This is a genomic window from Geoalkalibacter sp. (genome assembly GCF_030604225.1).
Lineage (GTDB): Bacteria > Desulfobacterota > Desulfuromonadia > Desulfuromonadales > Geoalkalibacteraceae > Geoalkalibacter.
The window spans coordinates 25,267-44,349 of record NZ_JAUVWH010000004.1 but is presented as its reverse complement, the minus strand read 5'-3'; the positions used below and the strand labels follow the sequence as shown (position 1 = coordinate 44,349).

Here is a 19,083-nt window from a genome sequence, read left to right as displayed (position 1 = left end):
GATGGATCAGGGCAAGGGGCCGAGTGCGGCGAGCAGCGCCAGGAGAGCATCAAGCTCCGCGACATGGGGCACTTCGGGGAAACCACCCATGCCGGCGAGGCTGGCCAGGTCTTCGGGACGGGACCGCAACCCCCGCAGGTGAACCAGGTCGAAACCTGAACCTGGCGGCAACAAAACCTTGAGCTGATGGCGTCCCCGTTCCAGATAGACGCCGCCGGCCGATGCCGGCGCCAGATAGGACGGCCAGGCGATGTCACGCTGTCGTCCCTCATTGATCCGCACGCCGGCCGGCAAACTTCCCGCCCCGATGAGGTCGATGCGATAGAAGGCGGGGTGAGTTATGGAAAAGGACAGCAAGACCTCGGCGTTCGTCGTCGTGGCGCGCAGCCAACGGCCGCCGCTCGGGGCGCCGAGATAACGGGTCGTCACCACTGTCGCCCCGCCGGGATCCTCGGCGTTTTCCGCCTCCAGGGCCAGATCCGGCGCCGCGCGGGGCAACAGGTGGTCCACACCCAAGGCTTGCAGCGCCGTCACGGCCAGATCAACCCGCCCCAGGGGCCGGTCCGGCTGCCAGCCGCCGATGGGGGCGATTTCCGGCAGGTCGACCGCCTGGAATTCCAGGTAATCAATCGCCCCATTGGGCGGCAGGCGCAGTTCAACCTCCAGCATGCCAGCATCCAGGGGCAGGATGCCAAGGTCCACGGGGGTAAAGAGATTTTCACCGGAGACGGAAAATTCCTTGCCGTCCAAACGGATGACATGGTCGGGCAGACGTATCACGGCCTTAACCCGGTAATCTCCCGCCAGGGGCAGGACAAACTCCAGGCGCGCGGTGGTCGGCGAGGCGATGCCGCTCACCCAGCCGCTACCGCTGAACTCTCCGAAATTGGTGAAATCCTTGATGGACACCAGGCTGTCGGGATCAAGCGTCTCTTCCGCCTCGATGCGTAGATTGCGCCGTCCGGACAGGATTCGCCGGTAATCCTCATCCTCCGGCTGATCCGGCAGTCCAAAAGACAGCCCCAGGCCGTCCACCAGGCTCCTCATCCAATCACCCTGGGTCAACCCGGCCCCCAAAACCGGTCCGGGTCCCAGCAGCAGCCATAACATGACAAAAGCAAGATGTTTCACAAATCCCCCCGCATAAAAGCCAAATCTCTCACAGCGCTGCCCGCAAGCCTAACACAGCGCCCAGGCTTTGAGAAGGCGCGATGAAGGCGCAAAAAAGCCGGGCGCGAGGCCCGGCTTCTTATTAAGCGATGGGTTTTGAGTCAAACCTACTCGAACACCAGGAGCAGGTCGTCCTGCTGCACGGACTCGCCTTCCTTGAAGAGGATTTCCGCGATTTTTCCGGCGACGCGCGCCTTGACGTTGGTCTCCATCTTCATCGCCTCGGTGCTCAGCAGGGTATCGCCGGCGCTGACCTCGTCGCCGACCTTGACCAGAATCTTGAACACCTTGCCCGGCATGGGCGCGCCAACGTGCTTGGCGTTGCCCTTTTCCGCCTTCTGGTGGCTGGCCTGATCCGACTCCACGGAGAGATCCTGCACCGTCACCTGCCGCGGTTCGCCATTGAGCTCGAAGTAAATGTTGCGCGTGCCGTCTTTTTGCAGGCTGCCCACGGCGTTCAAACGCGCGATGAGGTTTTTCCCCGGCTCGATCTCCACGTTGATCTCGTCGCCGGTTTCCAAGCCATAGAAAAACACCGGGGTCGGCAGCACCGAGGTATCACCGAACTCCTGGCGATGGCCGTCGAATTCTTCCCATACCCCGGGATAGAGCACTGCCGAGAGCACATCGCGCTCACTCACCTTGTGCCCGACTTTTTCTTCGAGCTGAGCCTTGGCGGCGGCGAAATCCACCGGTTCGAGCAATTCGCCGGGACGGCAGGTCAGGGGTTTTTCGTCCTTGAGGATGATCTTTTGCAACTCCTCGGGGAAACCGCCCACGGGCTGGCCGATCATGCCCTTGAAGAAATCGATGACCCCCTTGGGAAAGGTTAGTTCATGGCCGCGCTCGTAGACATCCTCGGGTTCCAGGTTGTTCTGCACCATGAACATGGCCATGTCGCCGACGATCTTCGAGGAGGGCGTCACCTTGATGACGTCGCCGAACATGTCGTTGACCTTGCGGTACATCTCCTTGCACTCCTCCCAGCGATGGCCCAGGCCCAGGCCCTCGACCTGCGGCTTGTAGTTGGAATACTGGCCGCCGGGAATCTCATGGTAGTAAACCTGAGCCGTGCCGCTGCGCAGTTCGGATTCGAAGGGCGCGTAGTAGGTGCGCACCGTCTCCCAGTAATTGGCGAGTTTCTGCAGCCCCTCCTGGTCGAGCTTGGGATCCCAGATGCTGCCCTCAAGGGCCGCGAGCAGCGCGTTGAGGTTGGGCTGGGCGGTCAGGCCCGAAACCGAGGACAGGGCCAAATCGACGATGTCCACTCCGGCCTGGGCCGCCACCAGCAGCATGGCGCCGCCGTTGCTCGAGGTGTCGTGGGTATGCAGATGAATGGGGATGCCGATTTCGGCCTTGAGGGCCTTGATCAGCTTCTCGGCGGCGAAGGGCTTGAGCAGCCCGGCCATGTCCTTGATGCCGAGAATGTGCGCGCCCATTTTTTCCAGTTCCTTGGCCGTCTCGACGTAGTATTTCAGCGGGTACTTGTCACGCTTGGGGTCGAGGATGTCGCCGGTGTAGCACATGGCCGCCTCGCACACCGTGCCGCTTTTGCGCACCGCCTCCATGGCCACCGCCATGCCCTTGGTCCAGTTGAGGGAATCGAAGACGCGGAACACGTCGATGCCGCTCTCGGCGGCTTTCTTCACGAACTCCTGCACCACGTTGTCGGGGTAGTTGGTGTAGCCGACGGCATTGGAGCCGCGCAGCAGCATCTGGAAGAGTACGTTGGGAATCTTCGCCCGCAGGCGGTCGAGGCGCTCCCAGGGATCCTCGCGCAAAAAGCGCATGGATACATCGAAGGTCGCCCCGCCCCACATCTCCAGGGAAAACAGGCCGCCGCCGTGGACACTGGTCGCCTCGGCGATGCGCTCCAGGTCGGCGGTGCGGAAACGCGTAGCCATCAGCGACTGGTGGGCATCGCGCATGGTGGTGTCGGTAATCAGCAGCTTGCGCTCCTTGAGCGCCCATTGGGCCAGCCCCTCGGGGCCTTTTTCCCGCAGAATATCGCGCGTGCCTCGCGGCCGCGGCGTGTCATAATGAATTTCCGGCACCTCGGCCATACGCAGGTCGCGGTAGCGCAGGGCTTTTTCCGGCCTGATGCCGGGATAGCCGTTGACCACGGTGTGGCCGATGAAACTCAGCAGCTTGTTGGCGCGATCGCGTTTGACGGGGATCTGGAAAAGCTCGGGGTGCGTGTCGAGAAAGGAAGTGTCGCACTGCCCTGCCAGAAAGATCGGATGGGTGATGACGTTTTCGAGAAAGCCGATGTTGGTTTTCACTCCGCGGATGCGAAATTCCTGCAAGGCGCGATGCATGGTGCGCGCCGCATCGGCGAAGCTGCGCCCGAAGGTGGTGATCTTGGTCAGCAGCGAATCGTAATGGGGCGTGACCTGCGCACCGGCGTAGCCCTGGCCGGCGTCGAGGCGCACGCCGTAGCCCGCCGCGGTGCGATACACCTTGATGGTGCCGAAATCGGGAGCGAAGTTGTTGCGCGGATCCTCGGTCGTGACGCGGCTCTGGATGGCGAAACCACGCAGTTCGATGTCCTCCTGACCGGCGATGCCGATTTCGGGATCCGAAAGGGCGTGCCCCTCGGCGACCCGAATCTGGATCTGCACCAGATTGCGCTGGGTGACCATCTCGGTCACGGTGTGCTCGACCTGGATGCGCGGATTGGTTTCGATGAAATAGAAGTTGCCGTCCTGATCCAGCAGAAATTCCACGGTGCCGGCGTTGACATAGCCGACCGCACGGGCGATTTTCATCGCCATGTCGCAGACTTCCTGACGTTTTTCGGCAGACAGGCTGATGGAGGGCGCGATTTCGATCACCTTCTGGTGGCGACGCTGGATCGAGCAGTCCCGCTCGAAGAAATGCACCACGTTGCCGTGACTGTCCCCCATGATCTGCACTTCGATGTGCTTGGGCCGCTCGATGTATTTTTCAAGAAAAACCGAGGGATTGCCGAAGGCCGCCTGGGCCTCGGACGCCGCGCTCTTGAGCCCTTCAAGCAACTCGCGCTGGGTGCGCGCCACGCGCATGCCGCGCCCCCCGCCCCCGGCGGCGGCCTTGATGATGATGGGATACCCCGCTTCCTTGGCGAAGATCAGGGCCTGTTCCTCGGTGGTGATGGGTTTTTCCGTCCCGGGCACCACCGGCACTCCGGCCTCCATGGCCACCAGGCGCGCACTGACCTTGTCGCCGAGGCCCCGCTGAATCTCCGGCGTGGGGCCGATAAACGTGATGCCGGCTCGGGCGCAGGCTTCGGCGAAATCAGGATTCTCCGAAAGAAAACCATACCCGGGATGAATGGCGTCGACCTCTTTCTTGCGCGCCAGGTCGATGATTTCGTCAATGGACAGGTAAGCCTCGATGGGCCCCTTGCCCTTGCCGATCTGATAGGCCTCGTCGGCCTTGTAGCGATGCAGGGAGATCTTGTCCTCCTCCGAGTAGATCGCCACGGTTTTGATGCCCAACTCGGTGCAGGCCCGGAAAATGCGGATGGCGATCTCGCCCCGGTTGGCCGCCATCACCTTCTTGAATTTCTTCACTGCCATGAAACCTCCTCCGGCCGGCATCCCCAGGTGCGCCGGCGCAACGTGAACGACAATCCCGATAAAAAAAACAGGTTCCCGCTTTAGCTTTACTGAAATTTTTTAGTAAATTTAAAAGCTTAGCCGACCTCAAAGGCGAGGCCCATATAAGCAAAGCGCCCATGGGCTGTCAAGGTAGAATATTGTTCTAACGCGCAACTTCTGGAAATTACACGACAAAAAAAATCCTTGTCATCGCAGCAATTCCCACATAGGTGAAAGTCAAAATCCAAAAAAGGCGGCCCCTTCAGGGTCCGCCTCCTGTGAAGCAAGGGTTGAATCACTTGCCTTTTTGGTCTTCCCGCTCAAGAAACGGGCGAAGCAGGTCAATCGGGACCGGAAAAATGATGGTCGAGTTTTTCTCGGTGGCCACCTCGGTCAGGGTTTGGAGAAAACGCAGCTGCAATGCGCCTTGCTCACCCGTAATGATTTTTGCTGCGTCGGCCAATCGCTGCGAGGCCTGGAATTCGCCCTCGGCATGAATGACCTTGGAGCGCCGCTCGCGCTCGGCTTCGGCTTGGCGGGCCATGGCGCGCTGCATCTCGGAGGGCAGGTCGACATGCTTGATTTCCACGTTGGAAATCTTCACCCCCCAGGGATCGGTCTGACGGTCGAGAAGTTCCTGCAAATGCTGATTGATCTGATCACGATGCGCCAGCAGATCGTCTAGTTCGGATTGGCCGAGCACGCTCCGCAGGGAGGTCTGGGCCAGCTGACTGGTGGCGTAGAGGTAGTTTTCCACTTCGATCAAGGCCTTTTCCGGGCCTACGACGCGAAAGTAAATGACGGCATTGACCTTGACTGACACGTTGTCCTTGGTAATCACGTCCTGGGGCGGCACGTCCATGGCCACGGTTCGCAAGCTGACCTTCACCAGGCGATCCACGCCCGGAATGATGAACCTCAGCCCCGGTCCCTTGACGCTGGAAAAGCGGCCCAGACGAAACACCACGCCGCGCTCGTATTCGTAGAGCATGCGCACGGCGCTGGCCACGATGGCCACCAGCAGGGCAAGAAGCACCAGCCAGAAAATATTGATGGGCAGTTCCATGAAAAACCTCCTTTGATTCCGAGTGTATCGGCAAATATCAGGACCTTGCCTGCGCGTCCTGGGATCTATCAACCCGACGCACCTCGAGTTTCATGCCCGGGATCATGGCGATCACCTCCACCACCTCGCCCGCATCAATGGGCTCTGCGGAGCGGGCCGTCCAAAGTTCGCCGTGAACGAATACCCGCCCTTCGGGCGCGATGGCCGACTGCGCCGTGCCGCGCTCGCCCACCAGGCCTTCGGCCCCGGAGTAGGCGGGACGGCGCTGCGTGCGGGTCACGAAATAGATGACTATGATGAAAAATCCGGCACAAACCAAAACCGTGGCAAAAATCACCGCGCGCGAAATCTGCAGCGTGGGGTCGGCCGTGTCGATGAGCATGAGCGACCCGAGGGCCAGGGACAAAATGCCGCCGACGGTCAGCATGCCGTAGGACGACACATAGATTTCCAGCATGAACAAGACGATGGCGAGCAGCAACAGCAGTACCCCGACGTAATTCACCGGCAGGGTCTGCAACCCGAAAAAGGCAAGCAGCAAGGCGATGGCGCCGATGGCGCCGGGCACGATGGCGCCGGGATTGGACAGCTCGAAAAAGATGCCGAGAAAACCCAGCATCAGCAGCAGATAGGCGACGTTGGGATTGCTGATGGCAGTCAGGATGCGCTGGCGCCAGTTCATCTCGGCCCGCACCAACTCGGCACCCCGAGTTTCCAGAACCAGGGCCTGACCGGCCCGCAGGTAACGACGCCCGTCAAGCTGAACCAGAAGATCCGCCTCATCCTCGGCGATCAGGTCGATCACCTGCAATTCCAGCGCTTCGCTGGCCTGAGAGGAAAGTCCCTCGCGCACGATGCGTTCGGCCCATTCCTGGTTGCGTCCACGCTGCTCGGCGAGACTGCGCGCATAGGCCACGGCATCCTGCAACACCTTTTCCATCATCGCCTGATCCTGCTCGCCGCCCCCGCCTCCCAGGGCAACCGGGGTCGATGCGCCGATATTGGTACCCGGCGCCATGGCGGCAAAATCAGCGGCCAGGGTGATCAGGGCGCCGGCGGAAGCCGCCCGCGCGCCCTTGGGCGAGACATAGACGATGACCGGTGCCGGCGAGTTGAGAATCCCCTGGATGATTTCACGCATGGAGGTGTCAAGCCCGCCCGGCGTGTCGATTTCAAGGAGAAAAGCACGCATGCCCTCGCGATTGGTGCGATCGATCTCGTCGATGATGAAACGCGCGACCACGGGATTGATGACATCGGCGATGCGCACGATGTTGATCCGTGCCGCCGCCGATTGCGACGCCTCACTGACCGGGGTGAATGTCACACCCAGCCCCGCCAGGAGCATAGCCACCAGAAGAAATGAGATAACCCGCTGAAATCGTTTCATAAGGAAAGAGTAGCCGAAGCCCCCGCCTTGTCAATTGCCCTTGCCCGCGGCGCGACGAATAATTCTCCCGCGGGCGCCCGGCAACGCTCTTGCGTTAAGCGCGGTCCCCATGCTACCTTGACCCGTCAAACAAATGACGCTCGGTTACACCTGGAGCCCCGCCGCATGAAACTGACCACCCAGATCCTCGTCATCGATGATGAAGGGCACAACCGTCAGGCCCTGAGCCTGCTGCTGTCCCATTCGGGCTATCAGGTGCAGTCCGCCGCCAGCGGCGAGGAAGCCCTGGAGATCATGCAGAAAACACCTTTCGAGATCATTATTTCCGATCTCTTTCTGCCCGGCGTAAGCGGCATCGACATCCTCAAGCGGGTCAAGGAGGAATCGCCGTACACCAGCGTCATTCTCATCACCGGCAACGCCTCGGCGGAAACCGCCGTGGAAGCCATGAAGGAAGGGGCCTTCGACTACATCACCAAGCCCTTCAACTTTGAAAAGCTCAAGGTCATCGTCGCCAAGGCGGTGGAGAAAAGCCGTCTGGTCGCCGAGAATCTCTACCTACGCCAGCAGTTGCGCGGCAAATACAAGTTCGACAACATCATCGGCAACAGCCTGGCCATGCAGCAGGTGTTTTCGCGCATGGAACGCATCGTCAACACCGACTCCACCATCCTGATTCTCGGCGAATCGGGCACTGGCAAGGAATTGGTCGCCAAGGCCATTCACTATAACAGCCCACGCAAGGAAAAACCCTTCATCGCCATCAACTGCGGCGCGATCCCCGCCGAATTGCTCGAGAGCGAACTGTTCGGCCACGTGCGCGGTTCCTTCACCGGGGCGGTGGCCGACAAGGCCGGACGCTTCGAGGCGGCCAACGGCGGCACCATCTTTCTCGATGAAATCGGCACCATGCCCATGCATCTGCAGATGAAACTGCTGCGCGTGCTTCAGGAGCAGGAAGTAGAGCGGGTCGGCTCGACGCGCGGCATCAAGCTTGATGTGCGCGTCATTTCCGCGACCAACGCCAATCTCGAGCAGGAGGTCAAACAGGGCCAGTTTCGCGAGGATCTCTACTATCGCCTCAACGTCATCCCCATCGTCCTGCCGCCGCTGCGTGAGCGTCGCGAGGACATCGCCCTGCTCGCCCGCAGCTTCCTGCAGAAATTTTGCCGCGAAATGAACCGGCCGCTCATGTCCATCTCCCCGGAAGCCATGGCCGCCCTTGAAGCCTATTCCTGGCCGGGCAACGTCCGCGAACTGGAAAACCTCATGGAACGCACCGTGGCCTTGACCGACGGCGAAGTCATCGGGTTGCGCGACCTGCCCGCCTCCATTTCCGGACAGGAATTCACTGAAGCCAACCACGCGACTCCGGCCCCCAAGGTGACCGAGGCGGGCGTGGACCTCAACCAGATCATCGGCGACATCGAGCGCATCATGATCCGCGAGGCCCTCGAACTCGGCCAGGGCGTGAAAGCCCGCGCCGCGGCATTGCTCGGCATCAACCGCACGACCCTGGTTGAAAAGATCAAGCGCCTGGGCATGGACAGCTGAAGTTCGCAATTCGACATTGTATTTTCTTTCATTACAGAAAAATATAATTCCCGCCCTGACTCAACCCCCGCCTCCCTATCAATAAAATTTCCATTTGCAATACAACCACTTATGAAGTAATAGTATAAGAAAAGATAAAAAGAAAAAATGTGATCCATAAATAATGAGGGGGCGCTTATGACTTCTGACAAACGCGCGTCGGATCAATTTTTTGAAGGACTGAGTTCCCTTTATCAACAAGATCCGGAGAAATTCGAAGAACAGCGGAAACGTTTAATTGACCAAACTATTGAAAGCTTCCCCGAGGAATGTCGACAGCGGGCTTACGGCTTGCAGTTCACCATCGACTGCCAATTGCGCAAATACACGGATCCGATCATGCGCATGAACAAGATGGTTGAAATTTTCTGGCAGCAATTCGCGCAATTTCAGGAGACCATCAACGATCCGGAAAAAATCATGCAAGAGCGGCGCGAGGCTCGGCAAAGCGCGAAAATTATTCCCCTGCGGCGCCGGGACGACGATCATACTCCGAATCTGCCGCATTGAACGATAGAGGATAGAACGACAAAAGCCGCTCCTTTCGGGGCGGCTTTTGTCGTCTGGTCAACGAACAATTTCAATCGATATCGCGCAATTGATGGGCCGGCGTGAAATAACGGCGCACTCCTTGGGCGACGATGAGAAAACTGGTGATGCCCACCGCCCCGGTGATGGCGAACATGATGCCGATCTGGTAGCGCACCGCGATCATCGGTTCGGTACCGGAAAGAATCTGGCCGGTCATCATGCCGGGGAGAAATACGATGCCCATCGCCGCCATGGAGTTGGTCGCCGGGATCAGCGCCGCGCGAAAGGCGCCGCGCAAGGCTTCGCGGCTGGCCTGGGTGGCGCTGGCCCCCAGACACAGGGCGGTTTCGATTTCCTGGCGGCGCTCGCTCATCTCCGCGCTGAGGCGTTCGGCGGCAAGTGTGGCCCCGTTCATGGAATTGCCGATGATCATCCCCGTCAAGGGAATGAGATAGCGCGGGTCGTACCAGGGCGTGGGGCCGACGATGACCACGCAGAACAAAAAGGTCACCAGCCCGCAGCCCAACATCAGCGCCAGGGTCAGCACCCGATAGAAGCCAGGCATCTTGCGACTGACCCGCTGGCCGATGACCTGCACGGCAAAGCCAAACATCAGGGCCAGCAGCACCAGCACCGGCAGGGGGCGGTTCCAGGCAAAAATCCAGTGCAGGAGATAGCCCACCAGGAGAAGCTGCCCGACCATGCGCAGCGAAGCCCAGATCAGATCGCGCTCCTGGCCCACGTCGCGCAGACGCGCCAACCCCACCACCAGCAAAAAGAGCCCGTAGGCAAGCAACAGATCAAACAGGCCGAGGTCAAGAATCGCGGCATCGCTCATGGATGGTTTTCTCCATCCGCGGGTTCCCGCAGAAAATGACGCAGACTCTCGTGGCGTGGATTGCGCAGCACGTCGCTGGTCTCCCCTTCCTCAAGCACCCGCCCCTCGTTGAGATAGGCGAGGCGTTCGGCGCAGCGTTCGGCCAAACGCAAATCGTGGGTCACCATGAGCACCGTCAGGCCCCGCTGCCGGGCAACCTCGCGCAGGGTGGCCGTCAGGCGGTCGGCGGTGGGCCGATCCAGGGCGCTGGTCGGTTCGTCGAGCAGCAGCACCTCCGGCGCGGCGGCCAAAGTACGAGCCAGACTGACGCGCTGCTGCTGGCCGGGCGAGAGCCGCCGTGCGTCCTGGGTCAACAGATCGTTGGGTAGCTGGCAGATGTCGAGAAGTTCGCGGATCAGCTCCGATTCGGCGGACGGCGGCGACACGCGGCGCAGCACGAAGGATTTGCCCAGATTGTCGAGCACCGTGCCGGGGAACATGAAGGGCAGCTGTCCGACCAACCCGACGCGCCGGCGCAGTTCCTGAGGCTCGAAGGCGCGAACATCCCGGCCGCCGAGTAGGATGCGGCCTGCATCGGGCTCCTCCAGACGGTTGGCCAGGCGGATGAGGGTGGTCTTGCCGCACCCCGAGGGACCGACCACGGCGGTAATCCGGTTGGGCGCCGGCCTGAGGGTCAGACCATCCAGAATGCCCAAGGACTTGCCATCGCGGCGGCGCGTTTTGCGGATGTCTTGAAATTCAAGCATGTCAGCGCCCTAGCTTTCTTCCCGCAGGCGCTTGAGAACCTGCTTCATGTCCTCCCAGACCTCGCGCTTGCCCGCCGGGTTGCGCAGCAGGTAGGCCGGATGGTAGGTCGGCATGAGGGGGATGCCTTGATAGGTATGCCAGCGGCCGCGCAGGCGACTGATGGGGCTCTGCTCGCGCAGCAGACTCTGTACGGCGATGCGTCCCAGGGCAACAATGATGCGCGGATTGATGGCGGCAAGCTGGCGCTGGAGATAGGGCTCGCAGGCGGCGATTTCCTCGGGACGCGGATCGCGGTTCTGCGGCGGACGGCATTTTTCCACATTGCAGATATAAACCTGGTCGCGGCGCAACCCCATGGCGAAGAGGATGCGATCGAGAAGCCGTCCGGCCTCGCCGACGAAGGGCTCTCCCCGTTCGTCCTCCTCGCGACCTGGGGCCTCGCCGACGAACACGAGGCGCGCCTGGGGGTTGCCGACCCCGAAAACGATGTTCCGGCGCCCCTCGCAGAGGGGACAGCGGCGACAGTCTTCGAGTTCGGCACGGATTTCCTCGAGGGTTTCCTGACGACACAGGACCCGACCGCCGCGCTCGACACCGGTGACATGCAAGGGGCACACCGGCAGGTCCGGCGGAACCGCGCGGGGCGAGGACATGACCAGGTCCCCAACGCCGAGCAGGCGCAAATCTTGCAGCAAAGCACGTGCCTGACGGCTAATTTCCAGGAGATCCTTTTTCATCGGCTTCGACGATTGCTCGCTTTACAGGACACCAGGGGTATTCTATCCTTTCTGGTAAAGAAAAAGATAAGGTGCCTGATGGCTTTCATGATAGTTCTGGCTGCCACCCTGAGCCTCCTGCTGTGGCCGGCCGAGGCCTTCGCCTGGGGCATCGGCATCCACCTGCAACTCGGCAGCCATATCCTCGACAAACTTCATCTTCTGCCGGCGGCACTGCAGACCTTGCTGGTTGCGCATCCGCAGGATTTTCTCTACGGATGCATCAGTGCCGACATCACCATCGGCAAGAAGTTCACCCACTACCTCAACCACTGCCATTCCTGGCGGTTGGGGCGCAAGATTCTTGCGGCCTCGGTGACCGACCGGCAAAAGGCCTGCGCCTACGGCTACATCACCCACCTGGCGGCGGACACCATCGCCCATTCCTATTTCGTGCCCTTCAAGATGGTGCGCAGCTTCAACACCGTGATGCTCAACCATGCCTACTGGGAGCTGCGCTTCGAAGCGGACGTGCCGCGCGAGGTCTGGGGTATCGCCCGCGGCCTCGCACGCCTGGATTTCCGGGAAAACGACACCATGATGCGCGGCGTGCTGGCCGACACCATTTTTTCCTTCAACACCAACAAGCGCATCTTCAACTCGCTGCTGCTGCTCAATCGCCTGCAGCAGTGGCAGAAGGTGCTGCGCTCCCTGTCCTCCACCTCGCGCTTCGAGCTTCCCGAAACCAGCCGCCGGGAATATTTCGACCTGGCCTGCGACGCGGCGGAAAGCGTGCTCATGCATATGGATGAAAGCCCCTACTGGAAAGCCGATCCCACCGGGGAGCGGGCCATTTCCGCCGCCCGCATGATCCGCAAGAACCTGCACCTGCTCTGGCTGGAAGGCAAGATCAGCGACGCCGAGGCCGAGGCCATCGTCAACGGTCTTAGGCTGCGCTTTCGCGAAGGCATCACTCGGCCGAGGGAAGTCCTCGACCTACTATCCAACGCCTGAAAATCAGGCCTTGCGGCGCAGGGCGCGGATGCGATCAAGAATATGGCCGGCCACCTCGTCCTTGCTCATCTCGGGCAGGGCTTCCTCGGCTTCGTCCGGCCCGAGCAGCCGCACGATGTTGGTGTCCACGTCAAACCCCGCGCGTTCCTGGGTCACGTCGTTGGCCACCATCAGGTCGAGATTCTTGGCGCGAAGCTTCTTGCGGGCATTCTCCAGCAGGTCGCTGGTTTCCGCGGCAAAGCCCACCAGAAAACGATGGCCCTTGCGCCGGCCGAGTTCCGCGAGGATGTCGGGATTTTTCTCCAGGGCAAGACTGAGGCTCTCCCGCCCTTCCTTCTTGACCTTGCCGGCGGCGCGCACGGCCGGCCGATAATCGGCCACGGCCGCGGCCTTGATCACCACCGTCGCTTCCTCCCAGCGCGACAGCACCGCCTCGCGCATCTCCTCGGCACTCACCACCGCCAGACGCTCCACGCCCCACGGGACCGCCAAGGCGCTGGGGCCGCTCACCAAAATCACGCGGGCACCGCGCAGGCGCGCGGCCCGGGCCAGGGCGTAGCCCATTTTTCCCGAGGAATAATTGCTGATGAAGCGCACCGGATCGATCTCCTCGCGCGTCGGCCCGGCGGTCACCAGCACCGTCTCGTCGGCAAAGTCCTGAGGCGTCAGCAGCGCCAGGGTTTCCTCGAAAATCTCCGCCGGGTCAGCCAACTTGCCCTTACCTTCCCAACCACAGGCGAGAAAACCCGTCACCGGATCGACAAAGCGATAACCCAGCATCCTGAGCCGCGCCTGGTTCTGCTGATAGATGGGGTTGTCCCACATGTTGACGTTCATCGCCGGGGCGAACAGCACCGGCGCCTTGGTCGCCATGAGGGAGGTGCTGAGCAGATCGTCGGCCAGCCCCGCCGCCACCTTGCCGATCAGATTGGCCGTGGCCGGCGCGACGACGAACACATCGGCCCGGTCGGCCAGGGAAATGTGGCCGATCTCGCGTTCCTGCACCAGATTGAACATCTCGGTGTGCACCGGGTTGCCGGTCAGGGTTTGAAACGTCAGGGGCGTGATGAATTCCTGGGCGCTGCGGGTCAGGATCACATGCACCTCGGCGCCGGCCTTGACGTAGAGACGCACCAGCTCCGCCGCCTTGTAGGCGGCAATGCCGCCGCAAACTCCGATAACGATGGTTTTATCGCGCAGATGCATGGCAATTCCCATGAAGGCCGCGCCGGCGGCCCTAGAAAAAAGGATTGGAGAGTTTTTCGCGGCCGATGCTGGTGTCGGGGCCATGGCCGGGGTGAACGATGGTCTCATCCGGAAGGCTCAGCAGTTGCTCGCGAATGGCCGCCAAAAGCTGCTCGGTGTCGCTGCCGGGCAGATCGGTGCGGCCGATGGAGCCGGCGAACAGGGCATCGCCGGTGAACACATGTCCATCCACGCAAAGCGAGATACCACCCGGAGAATGCCCAGGCGTGGGCAGAACCCTGAGGTTCAGGGTTCCCAGTTCCAGGGCTTCACCCCCATCGAGCAGTTGTGTCGGCGGAACGGATGCCGTCACCTGCAGCCCATACATGGCGGCATGCCGCGCGGCGTTCTCCAGCAGCGGCAAATCGGCGCGGTGGATGAGCAGCTCGGCCCCCGTGCGCTCCACCACCAGGCGATTGGCGCCGATATGATCGAAATGGCCGTGGGTGTTGATGACCAGTTTCGCGGTCAGTTCCAGGCGCCGCAGGACGTCCAGAATTCGCTCGCCCTCGTCGCCGGGATCAATGATCGCCGCTTCGCGCGTTTGGGGACAGCCGATCAGAAAGCAGTTGACCTGCAAGGGGCCGACGGGAATGCGCTGCAAAATCACGGATCACTCCTTGGAATCGTCGGCGAACAGATCCAGGCTCTTGCCGCGCAACTGGTCGCCAAGGGTGAAACTGAGGGTACGTTGACGCTGCCCACCAGGCCCCTCGGCCTTGGGCCGAGCGTCCCTGGACTGAGCGTCCTTGGGCGGAGCGGCGGAGGGCGGCGCGGCGGCCGGTGCCGGCGCGACCGGCGCCGGGGCAGTGCCGGGCTCCGGCGCACCGGGAAAGGAATCCTTGAAGAAGTAGCGGTCGTACAGGCGGTGATAGGCCGTCCAGCCGCTGGTGTTGTCGGGCTCGCGCTCCATGTGGGTGCGGACCCCGTTGATTTTGGAATCCAGATCGTCGAGAAAATTGAGAATCACCGCTTCGAGGGTCTTGGGGCGCTTGGGCGAGCCGAATTCGTACTGCCCGTGATGGGACAGCAGCAGGTGCTTGAGCAGCACCGCGGTGCGGGAGGGAAAACCGGGGATGGCGCGGATCTTCTCATCCACCATCTCCACGCCCATGACGATATGTCCAATGAGCTTGCCCTCGTCGGTGTAGTCGAAGGAGCGCTCGTAACACAACTCATCAACCTTGCCGACATCGTGCAGCAGCGCGCCGACCACCAGCAAATCGCGGTTGAGCCCGGGATAGCGTCGGCAAATGTCATCCACCAGTTCGGCCACGGCCAGGCTGTGCTCAAGCAGGCCGCCCAGATACACGTGATGCATGGCCTTGGCGGCGGGTGCCGTGCAATAACGGCCGCGAAATTGCGCGTCGGCGAAAAACGCCTCCAGCAAGCCGCGCAGATAGGGATCGTCGAGGGAGGCTACCTTGGCCTGCAGTTCGCTTTCCATCGCCGCGCGATCGCGGCTGCTGACCGGCAGGAAATCACTGAGATCAACCTGCGCTTCGGGGAGTTTTTCCAGATCCTGCACGACCAGCTGCATTTTGCCCAGATACACGCTCGCCTTGCCGCGCGCCAGAACAAAATCGTCCTTGTCGAAACGCTCGGCGAATTCGTCGACCCGGTCCCACACGCGGCCCTCGATCTCGCCGGTGCGATCCATGAGCTTGAGGGTCATGTACGGCTTGCCGTTCTTCGCCATGGCCATAATCTTGTCACGCACCAGAAACGGGCTTTCAACCCAATCGCGTTCCTGGATGTTTTCCACGAAAACCTGCTTCACTGAGCACTCCTGTTGATCATTTTCGTCATAATGGCTTCCGCGACGCGCAAGCCGTCGAGTGCCGCGCTCATGATGCCGCCGGCATAGCCGGCCCCCTCGCCGCAGGGGAAGAGCCCGGGATGGGAAAGCGATTGGCCGTCCTCGCCGCGCAGGATGCGCAACGGCGCCGAGGTGCGTGTCTCAACACCTACCAGCGTCGCCTCGGCGGTGATGAAACCGCGCATGCGCCGTTCAAAATGAGGCAAGGCTCGACGCAGTCCGCTGGTGACGAACTCGGGCAGCAAGGCGGCAAGATCGGCCTCGCGCACGCCGGGACGACAGCTTGAGCGCAGGGACCCGCGGCCGTGGCCGAGAAAGCTCAGAAGATTCTGGGCGGGAGCACAATAGTCGCCGCCTCCCGCGACAAAGGCGGCGCTTTCCAGCTGTTCCTGCAAGACCAGGCCCCCCAGGACATGGTCGGCGGGGAAATCCTGGCGCCGCACGCTGACCACCAGGGCCGAATTGGACAAGGACCCGGACCGGCGCAGGGAGCTCATGCCGTTGACCACCAGGCGCCGCGCTTCGCTGGCCGAATTGATGACCTCGCCGCCGGGGCACATGCAGAAGGAATACACTCCGCGGCCGCTTTGCGGGTCGTTCCAGGCCAAACTGTATTCGGCGGCCGGCAGCTGCGGGTGACGTGGCAGACCATATTGAATGCTGTTGATCAGTTCCGCCGGGTGCTCGACCCGCACTCCCAGGGCGAAGTCCTTGGCCTCCAGGGCCACATCGGCGGCGGCCAGCATGCGGTAAGTGTCGCGGGCACTGTGCCCCGGAGCGAGCACCAAGGCCTCGCAGTCGAGCCGGCTGCCGTCGGCGAGCAGCGCCCCGGCCACCTTTTGCCCCTGCCGGACCAGGCCGACCAGGCGCGTCTGGAAACGAAGTCTGACACCCAGATTCTCAAGCTGTCGGCGCAGGTTGATCAGCACCAGCCGCAGGCGGTCGGTGCCGACATGGGGCTTGGCCTGAACCAGGATATCCTCGGGCGCCCCGCATTCCACGAGGGCTTGCAGCACCAGGCGAATCCAGGGATGGTTGAGGCGGGTGGTGAGTTTGCCGTCGGAAAAAGTCCCGGCGCCGCCCTCGCCGAACTGCACGTTGCTTTCAGCGTCGAGCACCCCGTCCTGCCAGAAGCGCCGCACGTCGCGCACCCGCTCCTCCACGGGCTTGCCTCGTTCGATGAGGGTCACGGCGACCCCGCTGCGCGCCAGGTTCCAGGCGGCGAACAGCCCGGCCGGCCCCATGCCCACCACCACGACCGGCGGGGCCTGATCTAGCCTGCGCAACGGCGGAACCTCCACCGGAGCAACCTTTTCCAGCCTGCGCGAGGCATCGCCGGACAGGCTTTCGACGACGCCCGCGGCGAGGTCGAACTCGAGGCTGAAGACCCGCCGGACACGCGGCTTTTGCCTTGCATCGACGGCGCGGCGCACCACGCGCGGATTAAGGATCTGCTCCTCCGTGACGCCGAGCAGTCGAGCCGCGACCGCGCGCAGCTCGGACTCCTGCTGCTCGAGATCGAGCCTGAGTTCGTTGAGGCGCCAGGCCATCGGCTCAACTCCCGCCGCCCGGCCAATCCCTTCGACCCACCCGGGATTTCATCATGGGGCAGAGACCGGCAGCTGGATGTGAAAGGTCGTTCCCTGACCGATCTCACTCTCAACGTTGATGCGGCCGCCGTACCCTTTGATGATGCGCAGCACGACGGACAGACCCAGGCCCGTGCCGCGGTCCTTGGTGGTAAAGAAGGGATCGAACACCCGATAAAGATTTTCCTTGGGAATGCCGCCCCCCGAGTCGGACAGATCCACATGGATGAATTGCTCGTCATGACGCAGGGAAATGCGCAGGCAACCACCCTGGGGCATTTCGTACAGGGCATTGACGATCAGGTTGTTGAAGACCTGGGCGATTTCATGGGCATCGGCCTCAATGGGCGGCGGATCGGCGAGCTCGGTCGTGACCCGCACCCCCTGCATGCGGATCTGGGCCTCGAATAGATCCAGCGCGCGTTGAACCTCCTCGGCCAGATTCACTCCCTGCAAATCGACATGCGGCCGCTTGCTGGCATTGAGCAGCTTGCGCAGAATGGCATCGATGCGATCGACTTCCTTGATGATCTTTTCCGGGTACTCGCGCAGGTCACTGTTATCCGAAAGGCCCGATTGGAGAATCTGGGCGAAAAGACTGATGGAATTGAGGGGATTGCGGATCTCGTGGGCCATGCCCGCCGACAGGTGACCGAAGGCCGCGAGTTTTTCCGCCTGAATGATTTCCATCTGCGCGCGCTCGAGTTCCGCGCTTTTTTCCGCCACCCGCTGTTCCAGCTCCTGGTTCCAGCGCTTGATTTCCGCGCGCAATTCCTCGTTGTGCAGCTCGATGCGGCGGATGCGCAGCACATTCTCGATGCGGTCGAGCAGATCCTGGTTGTTGAAGGGCTTGAGCACGTAATCCGAGGCCCCGGCCTTCATCAACTCGACGGCGATCTCTTCGCTGCCCTTGCCGGTGAACATGATGACATAGGTCGCGGGAAAGCGTTCGCGGATCTGCTTGAGGGCGGTCATGCCGTCCATCACCGGCATCATGTAATCAAGCAGGACCAGAGGCACGGGTTCACGCTCGAGAACCTCCAGCCCGTCCCTGCCGCTGTCGGCGGTGACGACCTCGAACCCCTTATTGCGCAGGATCATGGAGGTGAGTTGCAGGATGACCTTTTCGTCATCCACCACCAGGATTTTTTCTTTCATGGCATACCGGTCATGGTGGGAGCGAAAAACCTTAGAAAAAACGGATGCTAGGATACCTTGGCGCGCGCTTGTTTGACAAGGGCAAAGGGCTGGAAAATCACAAAGGCAGCCCGAGGCTGCCTTTGTGGTGTGATCCCTTGAAACCAGGCGCTGCTATTCGGGCTCGGTGACGCGTATGGTCATGACCGGAATGGGCGACTTGCGCACCACCTTCTCGGCGGTGCTGCCGAAGAGCACATGATCCAGACCGGTTCGTCCATGGGTGCCCATGACGATCAGATCGGCATTTTCCTCTTCGGCTTTCTTGATGATTTCATCGTAAGGAATACCGGGCAAAATGAAGGTTTCATAGTTGCCGTAATCCGCCAGGTGGGCGCGGCAAAATTTTTCCATCATCTTATTCGCCCCTTCCTGGATTTCCTCTTCCAGTTTCTCGAAGGAGATATGGGGAACGTAGAATCCGCGCAGATCGACCGGTTCGTTGATGACGTGAACCAACACCAGTCGGGACTCGAATTTGCGCGCCAAGGACAGGGCGTAACCAAAGGCATAATCGGAACTCTCCGAAAAATCCGTGGCATAGACAATGGTTTTGAAGTCTTTCATGGTGCCTCCCCTGGCGTTCG

At 61.5% G+C, this 19,083-nt stretch carries 16 protein-coding genes; 3 read left to right on the top strand and 13 right to left on the bottom strand.

Annotated elements, in window-relative coordinates; all coding sequences use genetic code 11:
- Positions 1 to 6: 6 nt before the first annotated feature.
- From QAT43_RS01225 to QAT43_RS01210, 4 genes are all read right to left on the bottom strand, one after another.
- A complete protein-coding gene (locus tag QAT43_RS01225) occupies positions 7 to 1,047 on the bottom strand; it encodes a hypothetical protein (RefSeq protein ID WP_305041204.1) in 1,041 nt (346 codons plus the stop codon).
- 230 nt (positions 1,048 to 1,277) lie between these two features.
- Positions 1,278 to 4,730 (bottom strand): pyruvate carboxylase, encoded by a 3,453-nt coding sequence (locus QAT43_RS01220; protein WP_305041203.1) that lies wholly within the window; start codon positions 4,728 to 4,730, stop codon positions 1,278 to 1,280.
- A gap of 316 nt (positions 4,731 to 5,046) precedes the next feature.
- Positions 5,047 to 5,817 carry a slipin family protein gene (locus QAT43_RS01215; protein WP_305041202.1) on the bottom strand — a complete coding sequence of 257 codons (771 nt, stop codon included), beginning with the start codon at positions 5,815 to 5,817 and terminating at the stop codon, positions 5,047 to 5,049.
- A gap of 37 nt (positions 5,818 to 5,854) precedes the next feature.
- Positions 5,855 to 7,207 carry an NfeD family protein gene (locus QAT43_RS01210; protein ID WP_305041201.1) on the bottom strand — a complete coding sequence of 451 codons (1,353 nt, stop codon included), beginning with the start codon at positions 7,205 to 7,207 and terminating at the stop codon, positions 5,855 to 5,857.
- Positions 7,208 to 7,372: 165 nt separating this feature from the next.
- Between QAT43_RS01210 and QAT43_RS01205 the strand changes: the two genes are divergently transcribed.
- Together QAT43_RS01205 and QAT43_RS01200 are read left to right on the top strand one after the other, a co-directional pair.
- A complete protein-coding gene (locus QAT43_RS01205) occupies positions 7,373 to 8,761 on the top strand; it encodes a sigma-54-dependent transcriptional regulator (protein ID WP_305041200.1) in 1,389 nt (462 codons plus the stop codon).
- A 177-nt stretch (positions 8,762 to 8,938) separates the two neighbouring features.
- A complete protein-coding gene (locus tag QAT43_RS01200) occupies positions 8,939 to 9,310 on the top strand; it encodes a DUF3135 domain-containing protein (RefSeq protein ID WP_305041199.1) in 372 nt (123 codons plus the stop codon).
- Between the two features lie 70 nt (positions 9,311 to 9,380).
- Here QAT43_RS01200 and QAT43_RS01195 read toward each other — a convergent pair whose 3' ends face one another.
- Genes QAT43_RS01195 through QAT43_RS01185 form a run of 3 tightly spaced genes read right to left on the bottom strand, consistent with a single transcriptional unit; the run spans position 9,381 to position 11,653 of the window.
- The gene (locus tag QAT43_RS01195) at positions 9,381 to 10,169 is read right to left on the bottom strand and encodes an ABC transporter permease (RefSeq protein ID WP_305041198.1); all 789 of its coding nucleotides are present in this window, start codon (positions 10,167 to 10,169) and stop codon (positions 9,381 to 9,383) included.
- Positions 10,166 to 10,915: an ATP-binding cassette domain-containing protein gene (locus tag QAT43_RS01190; protein WP_305041197.1), complete on the bottom strand. Its 750-nt coding sequence runs from the start codon at positions 10,913 to 10,915 to the stop codon at positions 10,166 to 10,168. The genes QAT43_RS01195 and QAT43_RS01190 overlap by 4 nt, the downstream gene beginning before the upstream one ends.
- A gap of 9 nt (positions 10,916 to 10,924) precedes the next feature.
- Complete coding sequence (locus QAT43_RS01185) at positions 10,925 to 11,653, bottom strand: uracil-DNA glycosylase (RefSeq protein WP_305041196.1); 729 nt, start codon at positions 11,651 to 11,653, stop codon at positions 10,925 to 10,927.
- Positions 11,654 to 11,740: 87 nt separating this feature from the next.
- Here QAT43_RS01185 and QAT43_RS01180 point away from each other — a divergent pair, with 87 nt between their 5' ends.
- Positions 11,741 to 12,646: a zinc dependent phospholipase C family protein gene (locus QAT43_RS01180; protein WP_305041195.1), complete on the top strand. Its 906-nt coding sequence runs from the start codon at positions 11,741 to 11,743 to the stop codon at positions 12,644 to 12,646.
- Positions 12,647 to 12,649: 3 nt separating this feature from the next.
- Here QAT43_RS01180 and coaBC read toward each other — a convergent pair whose 3' ends face one another.
- The 6 genes from coaBC to QAT43_RS01150 all read right to left on the bottom strand — a co-directional run bounded on the left by coaBC (position 12,650) and on the right by QAT43_RS01150 (position 19,063).
- Positions 12,650 to 13,864: a bifunctional phosphopantothenoylcysteine decarboxylase/phosphopantothenate--cysteine ligase CoaBC gene (coaBC, locus tag QAT43_RS01175; protein ID WP_305041194.1), complete on the bottom strand. Its 1,215-nt coding sequence runs from the start codon at positions 13,862 to 13,864 to the stop codon at positions 12,650 to 12,652.
- 19 nt (positions 13,865 to 13,883) lie between these two features.
- Positions 13,884 to 14,501: an MBL fold metallo-hydrolase gene (locus QAT43_RS01170; protein WP_305041193.1), complete on the bottom strand. Its 618-nt coding sequence runs from the start codon at positions 14,499 to 14,501 to the stop codon at positions 13,884 to 13,886.
- 3 nt (positions 14,502 to 14,504) lie between these two features.
- Entirely contained in the window at positions 14,505 to 15,671 is a 1,167-nt protein-coding gene (locus QAT43_RS01165; protein ID WP_305041192.1) for a 3'-5' exoribonuclease YhaM family protein, read from the bottom strand.
- Positions 15,668 to 17,260 carry an NAD(P)/FAD-dependent oxidoreductase gene (locus tag QAT43_RS01160; protein WP_305041191.1) on the bottom strand — a complete coding sequence of 531 codons (1,593 nt, stop codon included), beginning with the start codon at positions 17,258 to 17,260 and terminating at the stop codon, positions 15,668 to 15,670. Before QAT43_RS01160 ends, QAT43_RS01165 begins: the two co-directional genes overlap by 4 nt.
- A gap of 51 nt (positions 17,261 to 17,311) precedes the next feature.
- The gene (locus tag QAT43_RS01155; RefSeq protein WP_305041190.1) at positions 17,312 to 18,457 is read right to left on the bottom strand and encodes a sensor histidine kinase; all 1,146 of its coding nucleotides are present in this window, start codon (positions 18,455 to 18,457) and stop codon (positions 17,312 to 17,314) included.
- A 153-nt stretch (positions 18,458 to 18,610) separates the two neighbouring features.
- Entirely contained in the window at positions 18,611 to 19,063 is a 453-nt protein-coding gene (locus QAT43_RS01150) for a universal stress protein (protein ID WP_305041189.1), read from the bottom strand.
- Positions 19,064 to 19,083: the final 20 nt, after the last annotated feature.